The following is a 17,080-nucleotide window of genomic DNA, read 5'->3' on the forward strand; positions in this document are numbered from 1 at the left end:
CCAACGCCGGGTCAACGGATCCGGCGGCCGGCTGAGGGGTTGAAAGAACGTGACCGCACAGGCAGCAGTGGACGTCGTGGCGCTCGGCGAGTCCATGGTCACCTTCCTGCCCGCGCGCCCCGGCCGCCTCGCCGACGTGCCCTCCTTCGACCGCGGGATCGGCGGCGCCGAGTCGAATGTCCTGTGCGCGCTCGCCGCCGCCGGGCACACGACCCGCTGGGTCAGCCGCGTCGGCGCCGACGGCTTCGGCGACCACCTGGTGGAGACGATCGCCCGCTACGGAGTGGACACCTCCGCCGTGGGCCGCGACCCGCACCGCCCCACCGGCATCTACTTCCGCACCGCCGACGACCGCGACACCGACGCCCACGAAGTCGTCTACTACCGTGCGGGCTCCGCCGCCTCCGCCATGTCGCCGGGCTCCGTCGACGAGGACGCCCTGACCGCGGGCCGCATCCTGCACCTGTCGGGCATCACGCCCGCGCTCTCCGCCGACTGCCTGGATCTCGTACGCCACCTCTGCGCCCCGCGCGCCGACCGCGGCCCGCTCCTCTCCTTCGACGTCAACCACCGCCCGGGGCTGTGGAAGGACGCGCCGGACGGGCCCGGGATCCTGCTCGACCTCGCCCGCGGCGCCGACCTCGTCTTCGTCGGCGAGGACGAGGCCGCGACGGCCTGGGGCGTGACCGGCGGCCCCGACGCGATCCGCGCCGCCCTGCCCGAGCCCGCCACCCTCGTCGTCAAGCAGGGCAGCCGCGGCGCGACCGTCTTCCGCCGCGGCGAGGACCCCGTCTTCCAGGCCGCCCTGCACGTCGACGTCGTCGCACCCGTCGGAGCCGGTGACGCCTTCGCCGCAGGATTCCTCTCCGCCACCCTGCGCGGGCTGTCCGCCGCACACCGCCTGCGCCACGGCCACCTCATGGCCGCCGCCGCGCTCACCGTCCCCGGCGACCTCGCACCGCCCCCCGCCCGCGCACACGCCGACCGCCTCGCCGCCCTGGACGACGCCGCCTGGGAGACACTTCGTCTCGGCCCCGGCTGGACGGATCACGTCCCGGAGGAAACCGGGGCCGACGAGGAGGTACGTACCCCATGAGCCAGACCGTCGACCGCGCGCTCTCGATCCTGCCGCTGCTCGCCGAGGGCCCCGCCGACCTGGGCCAGGTCGCCGACCGGCTCGGCGTCCACAAGTCCACGGCGCTCCGGCTCCTGCGCACCCTCCACGAGCACGGCCTGGTCTTCCGCCAGACCGACCAGCGCTACCGCCTCGGCGCGCGCCTCTTCGCGCTCGCCCAGGAGGCCGTCGAGAACCTCGACGTGCGCGAGATCGCCCACCCCCACCTCCTCGCCCTCAACGAGAAGTGCGGCCACACGGTCCACCTCGCCGTCCACGAGGACGGGGAGGTCCTCTACATCGACAAGGTCGAGAGCCGCTACCCGGTGCGGATGTACTCCCGCATCGGCAAACCGGTGGCCATCACCGTCGCCGCCGTGGCGAAACTGCTGCTCTCCGACTTCCCGGAAGCCGAGCGCCGCGCGATCGCGGAGAAGCTCGACTACCCCACCTACACGTCCCGTTCGACACCCAACGCCGCCGCGTTCCTGCGGGAGCTGGACAAGGTGCGCGAACAGGGCTGGGCCACCGACCTCGGTGGCCACGAGGAGTCCATCAACTGCATCGGGGCCCCCATCCGCGGTGCGGACGGGCGGGTCGTCGCCGCCATGTCGGTCTCCGCGCCGAACGTCGTCGTCACCGCCGACGAACTCCTCACGCTGCTCCCGCTGGTCCGCCGCACCGCGGAGGCCATCAGCCGGGAGTACTCCGGCAAGTCACCCCTGAAGGAAGCCTGAGCACGTCATGACCACTGAGAAGACCGCTCTCACCCCGGCCACCCACACCACCCCGCCCGCGAAGTTCTCCCACGGCGTGAAGAAGGGCAACATCCTTCAGGTCGCCGGTCAGGTCGGCTTCCTCCCCGCCGAGGAGGGCAAGGCCCCCACCCCCGCGGGCCCGACCCTGCGCGAGCAGACCCTCCAGACCTTCGCCAACGTCAAGGCGATCCTCGAAGAGGGCGGCGCCACCTGGGACGACGTGATGATGATGCGCGTCTACCTCACGGACGTCGACCACTTCGCGGAGATGAACGAGATCTACAACGCGTACTTCGAGGAGCAGGGCCTGAAGGCCCCCGCCTCCGCCCGCACCACGGTCTATGTCGGTCTCCCGGCCGGCCTCCTCATCGAGATCGACGCGCTCGCCGTCCTGAGCTGACGCGCATCACCACCCAGCAAGCCGTACGTCGTCACGGCACGGCGCCCGCTTCCGCGGCGCCGTGCCGCGATCCCCCCTGCCTGAAAGCCCCATGCACTTACGAGGTCAACGATGTCCCCGTCCCACACCGCCGTGCTCGCGGCCGCCCCCGCCGCCGAGACGCCACCTCACACCGGCGGTCTCCTCGCCCTGATCGACGGCACGGCGGGCCTGCTCACCGTCGCCGCGCTCGGCATCCTGCTCCTGCTCTTCCTGATCATCAAGGTCAGGCTGCAGCCCTTCGTGGCGCTCCTCGCGGTCTCCATAGCCGTCGGCCTCGCGGCCGGCCTCTCCGTCACCGAACTCTTCGGCACCGTCCAGAAGTCCGACGCCGTCTCGGTCATCGAGTCGGGCATGGGCGGCATCCTCGGCCATGTGGCGATCATCATCGGGCTCGGCACGATGCTCGGCGCGATCCTCGAAGTCTCGGGCGGCGCCGAGGTGCTGGCCTCCCGCCTCCTCGGTCTCTTCGGCGAGAAGCGCGCCCCGCTCGCGATGGGCCTGACGGGTCTGGTCTTCGGCATCCCCGTCTTCTTCGACGTCGGCATCTTCGTCCTCGCGCCGATCGTCTACGCCGCCGCCAAGCGCAGCGGCAAGTCGATCCTCCTCTACTGCCTCCCCCTCCTCGCGGGTCTCTCCATGACCCACGCGTTCCTGCCCCCGCACCCCGGCCCGGTGGCCGCCGCCGGTCTGCTCAAGGTCGACCTCGGCTGGGTCATCCTGATGGGCATCGTCTGCGGCATCCCCGCGGTGCTCGCCGCGTGGGTGTTCTCCGCGTGGGTCGGCAAGCGCATCTTCGTTCCTGTCCCGCAGGACATGGTCGAGGCCGCGGAAGAGGCGAAGGCGGCGGTCGTCGCCGAGCAGCGCGCGGCGGGGGTGGAACCGCGCGAGAAGCCGGTGCCGCTGGGCATCGTCTTCACGATCATCGGAACGCCCCTGTTCCTGATCCTCCTCGCCACCTTCTCCTCGATCGCCTTCGACCCCTCGACCTTCCGCTCGGTCATCGAGTTCTTCGGCAGCCCGTTCGTGGCCCTGACGATCGCGCTGTTGATGGCGTACTACCTGCTGGGCATCCGGCGCGGCTGGTCCCGCAAGTCCCTCGAGACGGTGTCGACGTCGTCCCTCAAGCCGGTCGGCAACATCCTGCTCGTCGTCGGCGCCGGCGGGATCTTCGGCGCGGTCCTGAAGGCGAGCGGTGTCGCCAAGGCCCTCTCGGACACGTTCCAGGACGTGGGCCTGCCCATCATCGTCCTCGCCTACCTGCTCTCCCTCGTGCTGCGCGTCGCCCAGGGCTCGGCGACGGTCGCGATCGTCACCACGGCCGGCATCGTGGCCCCCCTCCTCGCCGAGGGCGACCACTCCCAGGCCTTCGTCGCCCTGGTCATCATGGCGATCTCGGCGGGCTCCATCTTCGCCTCGCACGTCAACGACGGCGGCTTCTGGATGGTCGCGAAGTACTTCGGCATCAGCGAGCGGGACACGCTGAAGACGTGGACCGTACTGGAGTCGGTGCTCTCCCTGGCCGGGTTCGCGGTGGCGGCTCTGGTGAGCCTGTTCGTGTAGCGGCTCCGGGCACGGCCATCCACGTCTCGTTAAAGAAGCCCGCTATTCATTGTGTGCGCCGAGTACCCGGCGGTAGCGTCATCAGTGCAATGGCCAGGCAGCTGCGTGAAGTTGGGAATCGGGGCGTCACATACTCGTGCACCGCCAACAGGGACTGATGGAGCGCCGCGGCCCGGGATATGGAGAGCGGTTCCTGTTCTCCAGTGAGGTTTCCTCACCGATTTCTGGGCCCCCGGCAGCGCTTGCCGGGGGCCCTCGGCGTGCCGGGCGCTACAGGAGGTGGTCGGCCTTGCCCGCCTTGATGTCGTGGATGAGGGTGCGGAGGGCTTCGCGGGTGTCGGTGAGGTAGCGGTCTTCTTGGCCGGCGATGGCGATGTAGGCGTTGCCGGTGGCGTCGGTGCCTATGCGGAAGCAGGAGTTTCCCTCGCCGCAGAAGGGGTCTTCCCAGTTGATGTCGGGCATCGGAACGTCTCCTCAGAGTTGGCCGGCGATGGTGCGGATGAAGCTGCGTGAGTCCTCGGGTGACAGGGCGACGTTCTCCATCCAGTCCAAGTGGGCCCGGTGCTTCGCCAGCTGGCCCTCGGCATGCAGGAAGTCGGGGCCGTGGGAACTGTCGATCTGCACGGTGTCCAGTTGCGGCACCGGACCCTCGGCGTACAGCACCGTCTGTCCGGCGCCGGGAAACGCTCCGGCTTCGAACGGGATGACCAGGAGCGTCACGTTGGCCTGCTCGGACTTCTTCAGCAGGTGTTCGAGTTGGGCGCGCGCCACATCCCGGCCGCCGAACTGCATGCGCAGAGCGGCCTCGTGGACGAGGGCTACGAACTCGGGTGGGCTGCCCCCTTCCAGGACCTGCTGACGCTCCACGCGATGAGCGAGGCGCAGGGCGACCTCGTGCGGTGGAAGTTCCGGGATCACGACACGGAACAGCGCCAGCGCATGGTCCGAGGTCTGGGGCAGGCCGGGGATGTGCACGGTGTATGCGGCACGCATGCGTACGGCGTGGAACTCCAACTCCGCGATGTCCAGCAGGCCTTGAGGGAGCGATCCGCGGTACTTGTCCCACCAGCCTCGTGGGCCCGGCTGGGCCATGTCCGCCAGTGCGTCGACGTACGTCTTGTCCCGGCACTCGCAATTGCAGGCCAGCGTGCGCAGCCGTTCCTGGCTGATGGCGCGGACCCCGGTCTCGATGTGGGAAATCTTGCCCCGGTCCACGCCGAGCAGCCCGGCCGCGTACTCGGCGGAGATGCCTGCTGACGTACGCATCCTCCGAACTTCGGCGCCCAACCGCTTCTGGCGCTCCGTGGGCGATGTCCTCGCTGCCATGCCGTTCCCTCCGCGACGTACAAGCTACGCACGGCAGTTGGCAGTGCATCGCGCGGGGCTGCCCTCGTCCTCCTTCCCTGGGAGGGGCGGGCCCGCGTCAGGGAGACGAGCCACCGACGGCCGAGGTCAGTCAGATCAGTGCTCAACCCATGCCCATTCCACGGGAGTCACCATGACCATGACGCCAGCCGTCACCGCTTGCCCCGCCAGGGGCGACGCCTCCGCCCCCACCCCCGACACCCTCGCGTACAGCCTCACCCTGCCCTCGGCCCTCACGTCCCCCACGGTTGCCCGCGCCCTCACCCGAACCGTGCTCACCGCACATGGGCTGGCCGCACTGCTGGATCCGGCGACACAGGCCGTGGCCGAACTGACGGCCGCGGCCTGCACGTTCAACGCAACGGCGGAGGTACCTCTCTCTCCGCTTCCGCGAGGGCACGCGCCTGCGAGGGCGACTGGGGCTTCGGTGAGGCCCGGGAACCGGGTGGCGGTACGCGGATGTGGGCGACGGTGCCGTACAGAGGGGGCGTGACGTACGGGACGCACGGCTGAGGGAGGGGCGCGGGGCGGGGACTTCGGTGGGGCTGTGTCTTTGATGGTTGCCGGGGCCGCCCGGTTTTTGCGGAGTGTGGCGGTTCCGGGCCGCCAGTAAAGGGCGCTCCGCTGCGCTACGCGTCGGCTGCGCCGATTCCGCTTCGCTCCACCCTTGACTGCCGCCCCTGCACCGCACGTTGGCTTTGACCCGGACGGCCAGGGGTGGGGCGGCGGACTTCTCTGCTCGGGTCATCACCTTTCGCTGCCGGGTGCGGACCGGTCCAACGTGAGCCGACGCTACGGTCGAGGCGCCGCCCCGGCTTCGCCGCTCGGGTCATCGGCTCTCGCCGCCGGGTGCGGACCGGCTCAACGTGGCGTGCCCGGCGTGGTCTGGGGTGCCGTCGGGCAGTGGGGGCTGCCGGTCGGGCACCTGCTTTGGGAAAGTTGTGAATGGGATGGGCGCGCGCCCCTGCCACGCCCCGCGCGCCGTCACAGACAGCCGCTCAGGGGCGGTGTTGGGGTCGGCGGGGTCGCTGGTTGGGGGGCGTATTGGCCGTTCGGGGGGCGTGCGGCATACGCATTCGCAACTTTCCCAAAGTAGGTGCCCGGGCAGCGGCCTCTCCCTCCCGGCCTCTCCCTCCCGGCCTCGCCCTTTCGGCCTGGCGACGCATTGCATGTGAATGGGGGCGCGCGGCCTCCCGGTTCACTACTTTTCCAAAGTAGGTGCCTGGCTGCCGGGCTGGACGGGTGGCGGGCGCTGGGTTTTGTCGGCGCATCGTTCGTGAGGGCCGCCGCCCACGTTGGGCCAGTCCGCACCCGGCAGCGAAAGCCGATGGCCCGAGCGGCGAGGCCGTGGCCGCCTCGACGGTGACGTCCAGGCACGTTGGGCCGGGCCGCACCCGGCAGCGAAAGCCGATGACCCGAGCAGAGGTCCCCGCAGGCCCCACCCCTGGCCGTCCGGGTCAAAGTTTGCGTGCGGTGCAGGGGCGGCAGTCAAGGGTGGAGCGGAGCGGAATCGGCGCAGCCGACGCGACGCAGGAGCGCCCTTTACTGCCGGCCCGGAGGCGCCACACTCCGCAAAAAACCGGGCGGCCCCGGTGCCCGCCAACGACACCGGCCCACCGAAGTCTCCGGGGACTCCAGTGGGCCGTAAGTGTCAGGCCGTGCAGTACTGCTGCTCCTTGCCGATCGACCGGTACATGCAGTCCGAGTTCTCCAGGAGCTGCAGGACCGCGTCGCGGTTGCGGGACGTCTCCCGCTCGATCACCTCGTCGGGCGGGTAGAAACCGCCGCCGCCGGCGGACGACGGGTACATCTCGAAGGTGTAGCTGAAGATCTTCTGGCTGCCCCACAGCCAGTCGTTGATCGACCCGTCCGTGATGTAGAGGTCACTGGACTGCTGGGGCGTGTAGCCGTTGCTCGCGGCCATCTTGCGGCCGACGGTGGCGTGCGCGTCGCGGTCGTCCTGGGTGAGGCCGGGACCCGTGTCGCTGTACGTGTAGCCGTACGGCCACAGCACCAGTTCGCTGTACGTGTGGAAGTCGATGGACGCCCTGATCTGCTGCTTGCCTCCGACGACGCGGCTGCGCACGAAGTTGGAGACGACCTTCACCTCGGGGGCCGACTCGGCGCTCGGGCCGCGGTACGTCTCGGAGCCCGTGGAGCCCGAGGAGCCGCCGCAGCAGCCCCAGCGGTAGGCCCAGTTGCGGTTCATGTCGGTGCCGACGTTGGACGAACCGGCGTTCGGCTGACGGTTCTTGCGCCAGCTGCGGTAGGAGCCGGTCGCGATGTCGTACTCGCCGCCGTCCGGGTTCAGGTCCGGCACGATCCAGATCTCGCGCTCGTCGACCATCTTCTTGATCCGGGCGTCGGTGGCGTAGTCGTCGCCGAGCTCGCGCAGCAGGTAGAGCGCCATCTCCACCGTCAGGTGCTCGCGCGCGTGCTGGTGGTGGGTGAAGAGGACCTCGGGCTCGGCCTCGTCGGTGCCGACGTTGTCGCTGATCTTGATGGCGACGATGTCCCGGCCCGAGTACGACTTGCCGATGACGCGCTTGCTCATCAGGTTCGGATGGGCCGCGATGCGCTGGTTGATCTCCGCGTTCATCTCGGCGTAGTTGTGGTACCTCGCGTCGGCGGGCGGGAAGTCCTTGGCCTCCACCGGATCCCCGTTCGTCCGCTTCGGGGGCCCGGCCAGGGGCTTCAGCTCGTAGCCTGCCTCGCGGAGCTTCGCGGCCTCGGCGGCGTCCGCCGAGACGACCACCGCGCGGGCGTCGACCTCGTCGATCGCGACGCCGGTGCGGGCGAGCGCGGTGCGCGCGGCGCGGTCGTCGCGCAGCGGGATCTCGTACTGGCGTGTTTCCTCGTCGGCGGCGGTGGCCGCGGAGCGCGGGGCCTGGCCGGCGTCGCCCGAGGTGGCGTTGGCGGTGATGGGGGCTGCGAGGGCGAGGGCTAGCAGGGCCGCGAGGGCGGCGGATCTCCTGCCGCGTATGCGGAGTCGCATGAAGTCTCCTCAGGGGTGGGGGGGGGGTTGTTCAGTGCGACGTGCGGGGCACTACGTCGGGGTGCGACGTGCGATGCGTCGTGCGAATGCGACGTTCGGGTGCGTCGTGCGAATGCGACGTGCGAGTGCGTCGTGCCGCATGGCGTGCGGCGTGGCGCGCGGGCCCATCGTGCGCGCGTGGCATGGCCCGGTCAACGCTGTCTTTGGCCAATCCGTGCGGGGGGGGGGGGGGGGGGGGGGGGGGGGCGGGGGGGGAGGGGGGGTGGGGGGGGGGGGGCGGCCGCCCCGGGGGGGGGGGGGGGGCCGGGGCGGAACCCCCCCCCCCCCCCCCCCCCCCCCCCCCCCCCCCCCCCCCCCCCCCCCCCCCCCGTGCGCCTCGGGCGCGAAACCGAAGAGGGCTCAGCCGCCCGACGACCCCTTGTGCCCCGGCCGTCCATGCGCTTTCTTGATCGCATGGCTGAAACCACAGGCAGCGCCACCGGCACGGGCGACGCGGCACCGCGCCCGCGCAAGTCGAGCTGGAAGTACATCGGCCCCGGCATCGTCGTCGCGGCGACCGGCGTCGGCGCGGGCGACCTCGTCGCCACCCTCATCGCGGGCAGCAACTTCGGCTACACGCTGCTGTGGGCCGCCGTCCTCGGCTGCGTCGTCAAGATCTCGCTCGCCGAGGCGGCGGGCCGCTGGCACCTGTCGACCGGCCGCACCCTCTTCGACGGCTGGGCGAGCCTCGGCCGCTGGACGACGTGGTTCTTCGTCGTCTACGTCGTGATCTGGGGGTACGTCTACGGGGCGGCCGCCATGTCGTCGTCCGGACTGCCGCTCCAGGCGCTGTTCCCCGACGTCATGGAGCTCAAGTGGTGGGCGATCCTCACCGGGCTCGTCGGCCTGGTCTTCGTCTGGTTCAACAAGTACGCCGTCTTCGAGAAGGTCATGACGGTGCTCGTCGGCATCATGTTCGTCGTCACCGTCTACCTGGCCATCCGCGTCACCCCGCACCTGGGCGACGCCTTCGCCGGTCTGCTGCCCGTACTGCCCGACGAGAAGGACTCGATCCTCAACACGCTCGGCCTGATCGGCGGCGTCGGCGGCACCATCACCCTCGCGGCGTACGGCTACTGGGTCAACGCCAAGGGCTGGACGAACACCGGCTGGATGAAGGTGATGCGGCTCGACAACCGCGTCGCGTACATCACCACCGGCATCTTCGTCGTCTCCATGCTCTTCGTCGGCGCCGAGCTCCTGCACTCCGCGAACGTGGCCATCGCCAGCGGCGACAAGGGCCTGGTCCAGCTCTCCGACATCCTGGAGAAGGAGTACGGCACCGCCACCGCCAAGCTGTTCCTGATCGGCTTCTTCGCCACGTCGTTCACCTCGCTGATCGGCGTGTGGCACGGCGTGAGCCTGATGTTCGCGGACTTCGTGGAGCGCTACCGCAAGCAGCGCGTCGGCGCGGAGACCCAGGCGCGGACCGGCGAGGAGGTGGCTTCCGGCAGCCACGAGAAGTCCGTGCCGTTCCGCGCGTACCTGCTGTGGCTGACGTTCCCGCCGATGATCCTGCTCTTCCAGGGCCAGCCGTTCCGCCTCATCATCATCTACGGCGTCCTGGGCGCGGCCTTCATGCCGTTCCTCGCGCTCACCCTGGTCTGGCTCCTCAACTCCTCGCGCACGCCCAGGGAGTGGCGCAACGGCTGGCTCAGCAACGGCATGCTGACCGTCGCGGGCCTCCTCTTCCTGGTGCTGTGCGTCAAGCAGATCACCGACCAGGACTGGAGCGACTTCTTCTAACTCATGAACAGTGGGAAGTTGGGTGTTGAGGCACCCATGACGTGGATATGGTGCTGAGGCAGGAGTGCACGAGGACCGGGGGTGTACGCGTTGCCGACCGCCATAGCCGTCACCGGACCCGATCTCGTGCTGCCGTCACCCGACCGGCACACCCCGTCGGCCGCGGTCCTCCAGTCGGCCGTGCAGTCCCCGCGCACGTACTCGCTCGACCAGGCGCTCACCGAGATGCACACCCTCGTCGAGCACCACGGGTACGTGATCGTCCTCTGCCCGTCCTCCGCGCCCGCTGCCGTCGTCCAGCGCCTGCACGCCGTCCGCTCGGTCCTGGAGAGCGACCGCATCGCCGTCGTCCGCTCCGACCTGCCGCCCCTCGGACTCGCCGTACTCGCCCTCCAGCTGCGGCAGTTGTCGATCTGCGACTTCAGCCCCGGCGTCCTCGCCTCCGCCGCCCGCCTCCTCTCCCACTACATCTACGCGGGCGCCCTGCTCGGCTCCGTCACCCGGCTCGACCGGGTCCCCGTCACCCTCCAGTCGCACGCCAAGTCATGGCTGCCCGGCGCCCAGTTCGCGGTCCTCGCCACGCCGCGGCCCGAGCTGGTGAAGGTGTCGGGCGGCGACGGGACGCACCTGCCGGGGCCCGGGTTCGGTACGCGCCTGCTCTACGCCCCCGGCAAGCTGGCCCCCGGCTGGGTGACCGACACGCTGGCCCCCGCCTGGCAGGCGCAGGGCGTCACCGAGGCCCGGCTGCCCGCCGAGTCCGGGCGCTGGTGGGCCACCGGCAGGCTCGTCGAGTTCGCCGCCGCCATCCCGGACATCTCCGTGCTCTACCAGCTGGTGTCGTCCGTCCGCCGCGACGACTGCCACTGGTGCGGGCTCGAACTCATCGGCGACCGCTGCGCGTTCTGCGCCGCGCCGCTGCCACCGCCCTCCGAACGCCCCGCGCGGCGCACTCCCGCGCGCGGCGCGACCGCCCTGCCGCGCGGCGCCACCTAGGCCGGGACTGGCCGGCTCCGCACCTCGTACGCGACCGACGACCGCACGTGCGCCACCCCGCTCACTGTCCGTAGCCAACCGCACTCGATCGAGGTAGTCCGGCCCATGAACTCACGCCAGCGCCGCGGCGTCATCCTGCTGGTCCTGTCGGTCCTGTGCGCGATCGGCGCGTTCGCGGGCGTCCTCTCGGTCATCCGCGACGCGAACTCGAAGGTCGGCCCCGAGGTGCCCGCGTACAAGCTCAAAGGGGACATCGCCCCCTACAAGGAGCTGACCGCCGACCAGTTCGAGAAGGTCGAGATGCCCGAGCGCTGGCTCTCCGACAACGCCGTCACCGACCTCCGTGAGATCCGCGGCAAGATCGCGGTCACCCAGCTGCGGAAGGGCTCGCTGCTCCAGTCCGACATGATCGTCGGACGTCCCGAACTCGGCCCGGGCCAGCAGGAGATCGCCATCATGATCGACGCGGCGACCGGCGTCGCGGGCAAGATCACGCCCGGCTCGAAGGTCAACATCTACGCCACCTTCAAGGGCGAGGCCGACAAGGCGAAGGACCAGTCCAAAGTCATCGTGGAGGGCGCCAAGGTGCTCGACGTCGGCAAGCTGACCCCGCTCGAACCCGACCAGGACGACCGCACCCGCCGCAGGGCCACGGAAGCGGTGCCGATCACGTTCGCCCTCGGCACGGCGGACGCACAGCGCGTCGCGTACGCCGAGTCGTTCGCCACCCACGTCCGGCTCGCCCTGGTCGGCGCGGGCGGCGACTCCACGGTGCCGCCCCGCGACCGGACGTACACCCTCGAAGAGGACAAGTAGGAGGTCACGGATGACCACTCGGATCCTCCCCGCGGTCGGTGACATCGACGTGGCGCGTGCGCTGTCCACGCTGACCGGGCAGTTGCCCGACACCGAGCCCGCGTTGCCCGTCGCCGACTCCACGGTGCTGCTCGACACCCTCGCGCGGCTCGCCGCCGAGTCCGTCGACGAGCTGCCCGAGGTCGTCCTCGTCCACGAGCGGATCGGCCCCGTCCCGGCCCTCGACCTGATCCGGGACCTCGTCCTGCGCTTCCCGGCGGTCGGCGTCGTCCTGATCACCGCCGACACCAGCCCCGGACTCCTCACCGCCGCCATGGACTCCGGGGCGCGCGGCATCGTCGGCCTCCCGCTGGCCTACGACGCCCTCGCCGAACGCGTCCAGGCCGCCGCCTCCTGGTCCACGGGCATGCGGCGCCACCTCGGCAACGGCAGCGGCGGCCTGGAGGTGTACGCGGGCGCCGGACCGGGGACCGGCACCGTCGTCGCGGTCAGCGGGGCCAAGGGAGGCGTCGGCACCACCGTGACAGCCGTCCAGCTCGCCCTCGCCACCGCCGCCTCCGGCCGCTCCGTCGCCCTCCTCGACCTCGACCTCCAGTCCGGCGACGTCGCCTCCTACCTGGACGTGCAGTTCCGGCGCTCGATCGCCGACCTCGCCGCCATCACCGACATCACGCCCCGCGTCCTCCAGGACGCCGTCTACACCCACGAGACCGGCATCGGCCTCCTCCTCGCCCCCGCCGAGGGCGAACGCGGCGAGGAGGTCACCGACCGCGTCGCCCGCCAGACCATCGGCGCCCTCCGCGCCCGCTACGACGTCGTGGTCGTCGACTGCGGCGCCTACGTCACCGGAGCGAGCGCCACCGCCGTCGAACTCGCCGACCAGGCCCTGCTCCTCGTCACCCCCGACGTCGTCGCCGTCCGCGCCGCCAAGCGCATGGTCCGCCTCTGGGACCGCCTCCAGATCCGCAAGGCCGAGGAGACCGTCACCGTCGTCAACCGGCACGGCAAGGCCGCCGACATCCAGCCCTCCCTCGTCGAACGCGTCACCGGCACGAGGACGGCCCGCTCCACCGTGCCCGCCGGCTTCAAGGAGCTGCAGGCCGCCGTCGACGCGGGCCGCATGCAGGACCTCGACAGCCGCTCCTCGGTGAAACAGGCACTGTGGGGCCTCGCGGGCGAACTGGGCCTGGTCGAGGCGGACCCGTCGGCCGGCAGCGGCAAGCGCGCGCTGTCCCTGCGCAGGAAGGCCGCGGGCGGCGACCGGGGCGCGGTCACCCTCGAATTCGCCGGGATGTTCCCCCTGCTGCTCGCGGTCATGGCGATCCTCTGGCAGTGCGCGCTGTACGGCTACTCGTACTCTCTCGCCGGGAACGCGGCGGACGAGGCGGCGCGGGCCGCCACGGCGGCGCACGCGGCGGGGGAGGGTGCGGCAGGTGCCTGCGACGCGGCGGCCCGCGAACACCTGCCCGACGCCTGGCAGGACGCGTCGGTGGAGTGCACGGACGAGGGCACGGTCTGGAAGGCCCGCGTCTCGGTGGACGTACCCGTGTTCTTCCCGGGCTTCGACGCGGGGTGGCACGTGGACGGGAAGGCCGGTGCCGCGAAGGAGGGGGAGGACGGGTGAAACGGCGACGCAGGTGGGACGACCGCGGCGTATCCATGCTGGAGTTCGCCGGATTCCTGCCGATCCTGCTCCTCGTCGGCCTCGCCGCGATCCAGCTCGGCCTGGTGGGCTACGCCGCCAACCAGGCTGGCTCCGGCGCCCGCGCGGCGGCCCGCGCGGCCTCGCAGGGCGACTCGGGGGAGGCGGCGGGTGCGGCCGCCATGGACGGCGGCCTGACCTCCTCCATCGGCATCAGCCAGGGCGGCGCCACGACGACAGCCACCGTCGAGGTCCAGGTCCCCACGCTGCTCCCCTTCGTGGACACGGACTGGAGCGTCACCAAGGAGGCCACGATGCCGAACGACGACGACGTCAACTGAACACACGTACGCCCGTAAGCCTGTACGCCCGAAGGAGGTTGGAGGACGACATGAGCCTGCGCGACCGCGTGGCACCGACCCGCCAGACCGAGCCGAGCCGCGACGACGGCCTCGTCGCCGTCTACCGCTCCAAGCTCCTGGAGGAGATCGACCTCGCCGAGATGTCGTCGCTCGCGGCGGCCGACCGCCGCGTCCGCCTGGAACGCGTACTCGGCCACATCATCAGCCGCGAGGGCCCCGTCCTCTCCACCTCCGAGCGGGCCCAGCTCATCCGCCGCGTCGTCGACGAGGCCCTCGGACTCGGCGTACTGGAACCGCTGCTCGCCGACACCTCCATCACGGAGATCATGGTGAACGGCCCCGACTCGATCTTCGTCGAGCGCGCGGGCCGCGTGGAACAGCTCCCCCTCCGCTTCGCCTCCGACGAGCAGCTGATGCAGACCATCGAACGCATCGTCTCGACGGTCAACCGCCGCGTCGACGAGTCGAACCCCATGGTCGACGCCCGCCTCCCCACCGGCGAGCGCGTCAACGTGATCATCCCGCCGCTCACCCTGACCGGCGCCACCCTCACGATCCGCCGCTTCCCGCGCGCCTACACGCTCCCCGAACTCATCGGCCTCGGCTCGCTCGACGAGCACATGCTGATGCTGCTCGCCGCGTTCGTGCGGGCCCGCTTCAACCTCATCGTCAGCGGCGGTACCGGCTCCGGCAAGACGACGCTCCTCAACGCCCTCTCCGGCCTGATCCCGGCCCACGAGCGCATCATCACCATCGAGGACTCGGCGGAACTCCAGCTCCAGCAGGAGCACGTGATCCGTCTCGAATCGCGCCCCCCGAACGTCGAGGGCAAGGGCCAGATCACCATCCGCGACCTCGTCCGCAACAGCCTCCGCATGCGCCCCGACCGCATCATCGTCGGCGAGGTCCGCGGCGGCGAGACCCTCGACATGCTCCAGGCGATGTCGACCGGACACGACGGCTCGCTCGCCACCGTCCACGCGAACACCGCGGAGGACGCCCTCACGCGCCTCCAGACCCTCGGCTCCATGTCGGAGGTCCAGATCCCCTTCGAGGCCCTGCGGGACCAGATCAACTCGGCCGTCGACGTCGTCATCCAGCTCGCCCGGCACGGCGACGGCTCCCGCAAGGTCGCCGAGATCGTGCTGCTCGTCTCGCACGGGCGCCAGCAGTTCCGCATCGTGCCGGTCACCCGTTTCGTGCCGCGCCCGCTCGGCGCCGACCGGATCGTGCACGGCTGGTTCGAGCACCTGCCGCTGCCGCGCGAGATCGCCGACAAGCTGTACGTCGCGAACGAACCGGTGCCGCCCGCGTTCGGTGTGGCGGAGGCCATCGACGTACTGAACGCAAGGGACGCGATCGAATGACCGACCCCGCCCTCCTCGCACTGGGTGCCACGATCCTGACCGGCACGCTCGCCGTCGCGGGCGTCCACACGTACGCGTCCGGCCGCGCCCAGCGCCAGGCCCTCGTCGACCGGCTCGCGCTCGGCCCCGGCACGGGGGACGGCGGCCCGCACGGCCGCGCCCGCCGCTTCGCCGCCGTCGACCGCAGGCTGCGCCGCACCCGCCTGGGCAGGTCGATCCACCTGCGCCTGTCCTCGACGGGGCTCGACCTGACAGCGGGCGAGTTCTTCACCTACGTCGTCGCGGTCGTCGCCGCGCTCTGGCTGATCGCGGCGGCGACCCTCGCCCCGTTCTTCGGCCCGATCGCCGGCGTCGTGACGGTATGGGGAGCGACCGCCTTCCTCAACTGGCAACGCCAGAAACGCATCGAGGCCTTCATCAACCAGCTCCCGGACGTGGCCCGCATCCTGGCCAACGCGACGGCGGCGGGCCTGGCCCTGCGCACGTCGCTGGCGATGGCGGCGGAGGAACTGGAAGCCCCGGCGGGTGAAGAACTCTCCCACGTGGCCGACCAGCTGACACTCGGCCGCTCCATCGACGACACACTCGGCGAACTCGCGGAACGCCTCCCGTCCCGCGAACTGATCGTCCTGGTCACCACCCTCGTCCTCTCCAACAAGGCGGGCGGCACGGTGGTCAACTCCCTGCGCAACCTCACGCAGACCCTGGAGGACAGGAAGGAGACGCGGCGCGAGGTCCGCACGATGCTGTCGGAGGTCCACGCGACGGCGTTCACGGTCCCGCTCCTCGGTCTCGGCTCCCTGCTCCTCATCAACTCCTCGAACGAGGGCGCGCTGGAGCGGGTGACCGGCTCACCGCTGGGCCAGACGCTGATCCTGATCTCGCTGGGCCTGTACGGAGTCGGCTTCTTCGTGATCAGACGCCTGGGCAAGATCGAAGTCTAGGAGGGAAGTTACGATGCTGAGCTTGCTGCTGGCGGCCGCGATGGGCCTCGCCGTGGCGGGCGCCTGCCAGGGCATCCGCATGTACCGCGCGGACGCCAAGCTGCCCTCCGACCTGGCCGTGGCCCTGGAGGTCGGCGCGACCCGCGTCTCGGTGGCGGGCTCGGCGGTGGACCGCCTGGGCATGCGCTTCGCCCCCCTGGTCCTGCGCCTCATGGGCCCGAAACGGGTCGACGCCAAGCGCCGCAGGATCGACATGGCGGGCAACCCGGGCGGCCTGACGATAGACCGCTACGCGGCGCGCCGCGCGGTCTACGGCGTCTTCGGCCTCGTCCTCGGCCTGGTGTTCTTCGTGAACGGCTCCCCGCTCTTCGGCCTGCTCACCCTGGCCTTCGGGGCGGTCGCCGCGGACGCGCTGATCTGGCAGGCGATCCGCGAACGCCGCGAGGTCATCGACCGCACGCTCCCCGACTTCCTGGACGTCCTAGCGGTCGTCGTCTCGGCGGGACTCGGCTTCCGCCAGGCGCTGGACCGCGTGGCGGAACGGTACGAGGGCCCGTGGGCGGACGAACTCCGCATCACCCTGCGCCAGATGGACATGGGCGTCAGCCGCCGCCAGGCCTTCGACGAACTGCGCCGCCGCAACGCGTCCGAACAGGTGGCCCAGTTCGTCTCCGCCCTCCAGCAGGGCGAGGAGCTGGGCTCCCCGATCGCGGACACGCTGATCCAGCTGGCCACGGACATGCGCCGCACGGACGCGCAGAACTCCCGGCGCAGGGCGGCGAAGACGATTCCCAAGGCCACGATGGTGACGCTGGTCTTCATGCTCCCGGCCACGATGATCCTGATCGCCTCGGGAATGTTCCTCGGCTCGGGTTCCGACTTCGGTTCGATTCTGGGGCGTTGAACATCGACTTCGCGAAAGCTCTTCGCGGCTGCA

15 protein-coding genes are annotated in these 17,080 nt (G+C 70.9%); 12 read left to right on the forward strand and 3 right to left on the reverse strand.

Going from position 1 to position 17,080, the window contains the following annotated elements; translation table 11 throughout:
• Positions 1-49: 49 nt before the first annotated feature.
• The 4 genes from ACI2L3_RS36210 (at position 50) to ACI2L3_RS36225 (ending at position 3,874) form a co-directional block, all read left to right on the forward strand.
• Positions 50-1,096 (forward strand): sugar kinase, encoded by a 1,047-nt coding sequence (locus tag ACI2L3_RS36210; RefSeq protein ID WP_404756683.1) that lies wholly within the window; start codon positions 50-52, stop codon positions 1,094-1,096.
• A complete protein-coding gene (locus ACI2L3_RS36215) occupies positions 1,093-1,851 on the forward strand; it encodes an IclR family transcriptional regulator (protein WP_404756684.1) in 759 nt (252 codons plus the stop codon). The genes ACI2L3_RS36210 and ACI2L3_RS36215 overlap by 4 nt, the downstream gene beginning before the upstream one ends.
• A 7-nt stretch (positions 1,852-1,858) precedes the next feature.
• Positions 1,859-2,272: a RidA family protein gene (locus ACI2L3_RS36220; protein WP_404756685.1), complete on the forward strand. Its 414-nt coding sequence runs from the start codon at positions 1,859-1,861 to the stop codon at positions 2,270-2,272.
• 111 nt (positions 2,273-2,383) lie between these two features.
• On the forward strand, positions 2,384-3,874 hold the full coding sequence (locus ACI2L3_RS36225) for a GntP family permease (protein WP_404756686.1): 1,491 nt from the start codon (positions 2,384-2,386) through the stop codon (positions 3,872-3,874).
• Between the two features lie 270 nt (positions 3,875-4,144).
• Here ACI2L3_RS36225 and ACI2L3_RS36230 read toward each other — a convergent pair whose 3' ends face one another.
• The 3 genes from ACI2L3_RS36230 to ACI2L3_RS36240 all read right to left on the reverse strand — a co-directional run bounded on the left by ACI2L3_RS36230 (position 4,145) and on the right by ACI2L3_RS36240 (position 8,234).
• The gene (locus ACI2L3_RS36230) at positions 4,145-4,336 is read right to left on the reverse strand and encodes a hypothetical protein (RefSeq protein ID WP_404756687.1); all 192 of its coding nucleotides are present in this window, start codon (positions 4,334-4,336) and stop codon (positions 4,145-4,147) included.
• A gap of 12 nt (positions 4,337-4,348) precedes the next feature.
• Positions 4,349-5,200, reverse strand: coding sequence for a helix-turn-helix domain-containing protein (locus ACI2L3_RS36235; protein WP_404756688.1), 852 nt, complete (start codon positions 5,198-5,200; stop codon positions 4,349-4,351).
• Positions 5,201-6,890: 1,690 nt separating this feature from the next.
• Positions 6,891-8,234 (reverse strand): M14 family metallopeptidase, encoded by a 1,344-nt coding sequence (locus ACI2L3_RS36240; RefSeq protein ID WP_404756689.1) that lies wholly within the window; start codon positions 8,232-8,234, stop codon positions 6,891-6,893.
• A 453-nt stretch (positions 8,235-8,687) separates the two neighbouring features.
• Here ACI2L3_RS36240 and ACI2L3_RS36245 point away from each other — a divergent pair, with 453 nt between their 5' ends.
• The 8 genes from ACI2L3_RS36245 to ACI2L3_RS36280 all read left to right on the forward strand — a co-directional run bounded on the left by ACI2L3_RS36245 (position 8,688) and on the right by ACI2L3_RS36280 (position 17,047).
• Positions 8,688-10,019, forward strand: coding sequence for an Nramp family divalent metal transporter (locus ACI2L3_RS36245; RefSeq protein WP_404756690.1), 1,332 nt, complete (start codon positions 8,688-8,690; stop codon positions 10,017-10,019).
• 81 nt (positions 10,020-10,100) lie between these two features.
• Positions 10,101-11,012 carry a hypothetical protein gene (locus tag ACI2L3_RS36250; protein ID WP_404756691.1) on the forward strand — a complete coding sequence of 304 codons (912 nt, stop codon included), beginning with the start codon at positions 10,101-10,103 and terminating at the stop codon, positions 11,010-11,012.
• Between the two features lie 105 nt (positions 11,013-11,117).
• On the forward strand, positions 11,118-11,828 hold the full coding sequence (gene cpaB / locus ACI2L3_RS36255) for a Flp pilus assembly protein CpaB (protein WP_404756692.1): 711 nt from the start codon (positions 11,118-11,120) through the stop codon (positions 11,826-11,828).
• 10 nt (positions 11,829-11,838) lie between these two features.
• Positions 11,839-13,452 (forward strand): CpaE family protein, encoded by a 1,614-nt coding sequence (locus ACI2L3_RS36260; RefSeq protein ID WP_404756693.1) that lies wholly within the window; start codon positions 11,839-11,841, stop codon positions 13,450-13,452.
• A gap of 35 nt (positions 13,453-13,487) precedes the next feature.
• On the forward strand, positions 13,488-13,811 hold the full coding sequence (locus ACI2L3_RS36265) for a TadE/TadG family type IV pilus assembly protein (protein WP_404756723.1): 324 nt from the start codon (positions 13,488-13,490) through the stop codon (positions 13,809-13,811).
• 50 nt (positions 13,812-13,861) lie between these two features.
• A complete protein-coding gene (locus tag ACI2L3_RS36270; RefSeq protein ID WP_404756694.1) occupies positions 13,862-15,199 on the forward strand; it encodes a CpaF family protein in 1,338 nt (445 codons plus the stop codon).
• Positions 15,196-16,143 carry a type II secretion system F family protein gene (locus tag ACI2L3_RS36275; RefSeq protein WP_404756695.1) on the forward strand — a complete coding sequence of 316 codons (948 nt, stop codon included), beginning with the start codon at positions 15,196-15,198 and terminating at the stop codon, positions 16,141-16,143. Before ACI2L3_RS36270 ends, ACI2L3_RS36275 begins: the two co-directional genes overlap by 4 nt.
• A gap of 13 nt (positions 16,144-16,156) precedes the next feature.
• Positions 16,157-17,047, forward strand: coding sequence for a DUF5936 domain-containing protein (locus ACI2L3_RS36280; protein WP_404756696.1), 891 nt, complete (start codon positions 16,157-16,159; stop codon positions 17,045-17,047).
• Positions 17,048-17,080 lie beyond the last annotated feature (33 nt).

The sequence above is a fragment of the Streptomyces sp. NPDC029674 genome, assembly GCF_044903205.1.
Lineage (GTDB): Bacteria > Actinomycetota > Actinomycetes > Streptomycetales > Streptomycetaceae > Streptomyces.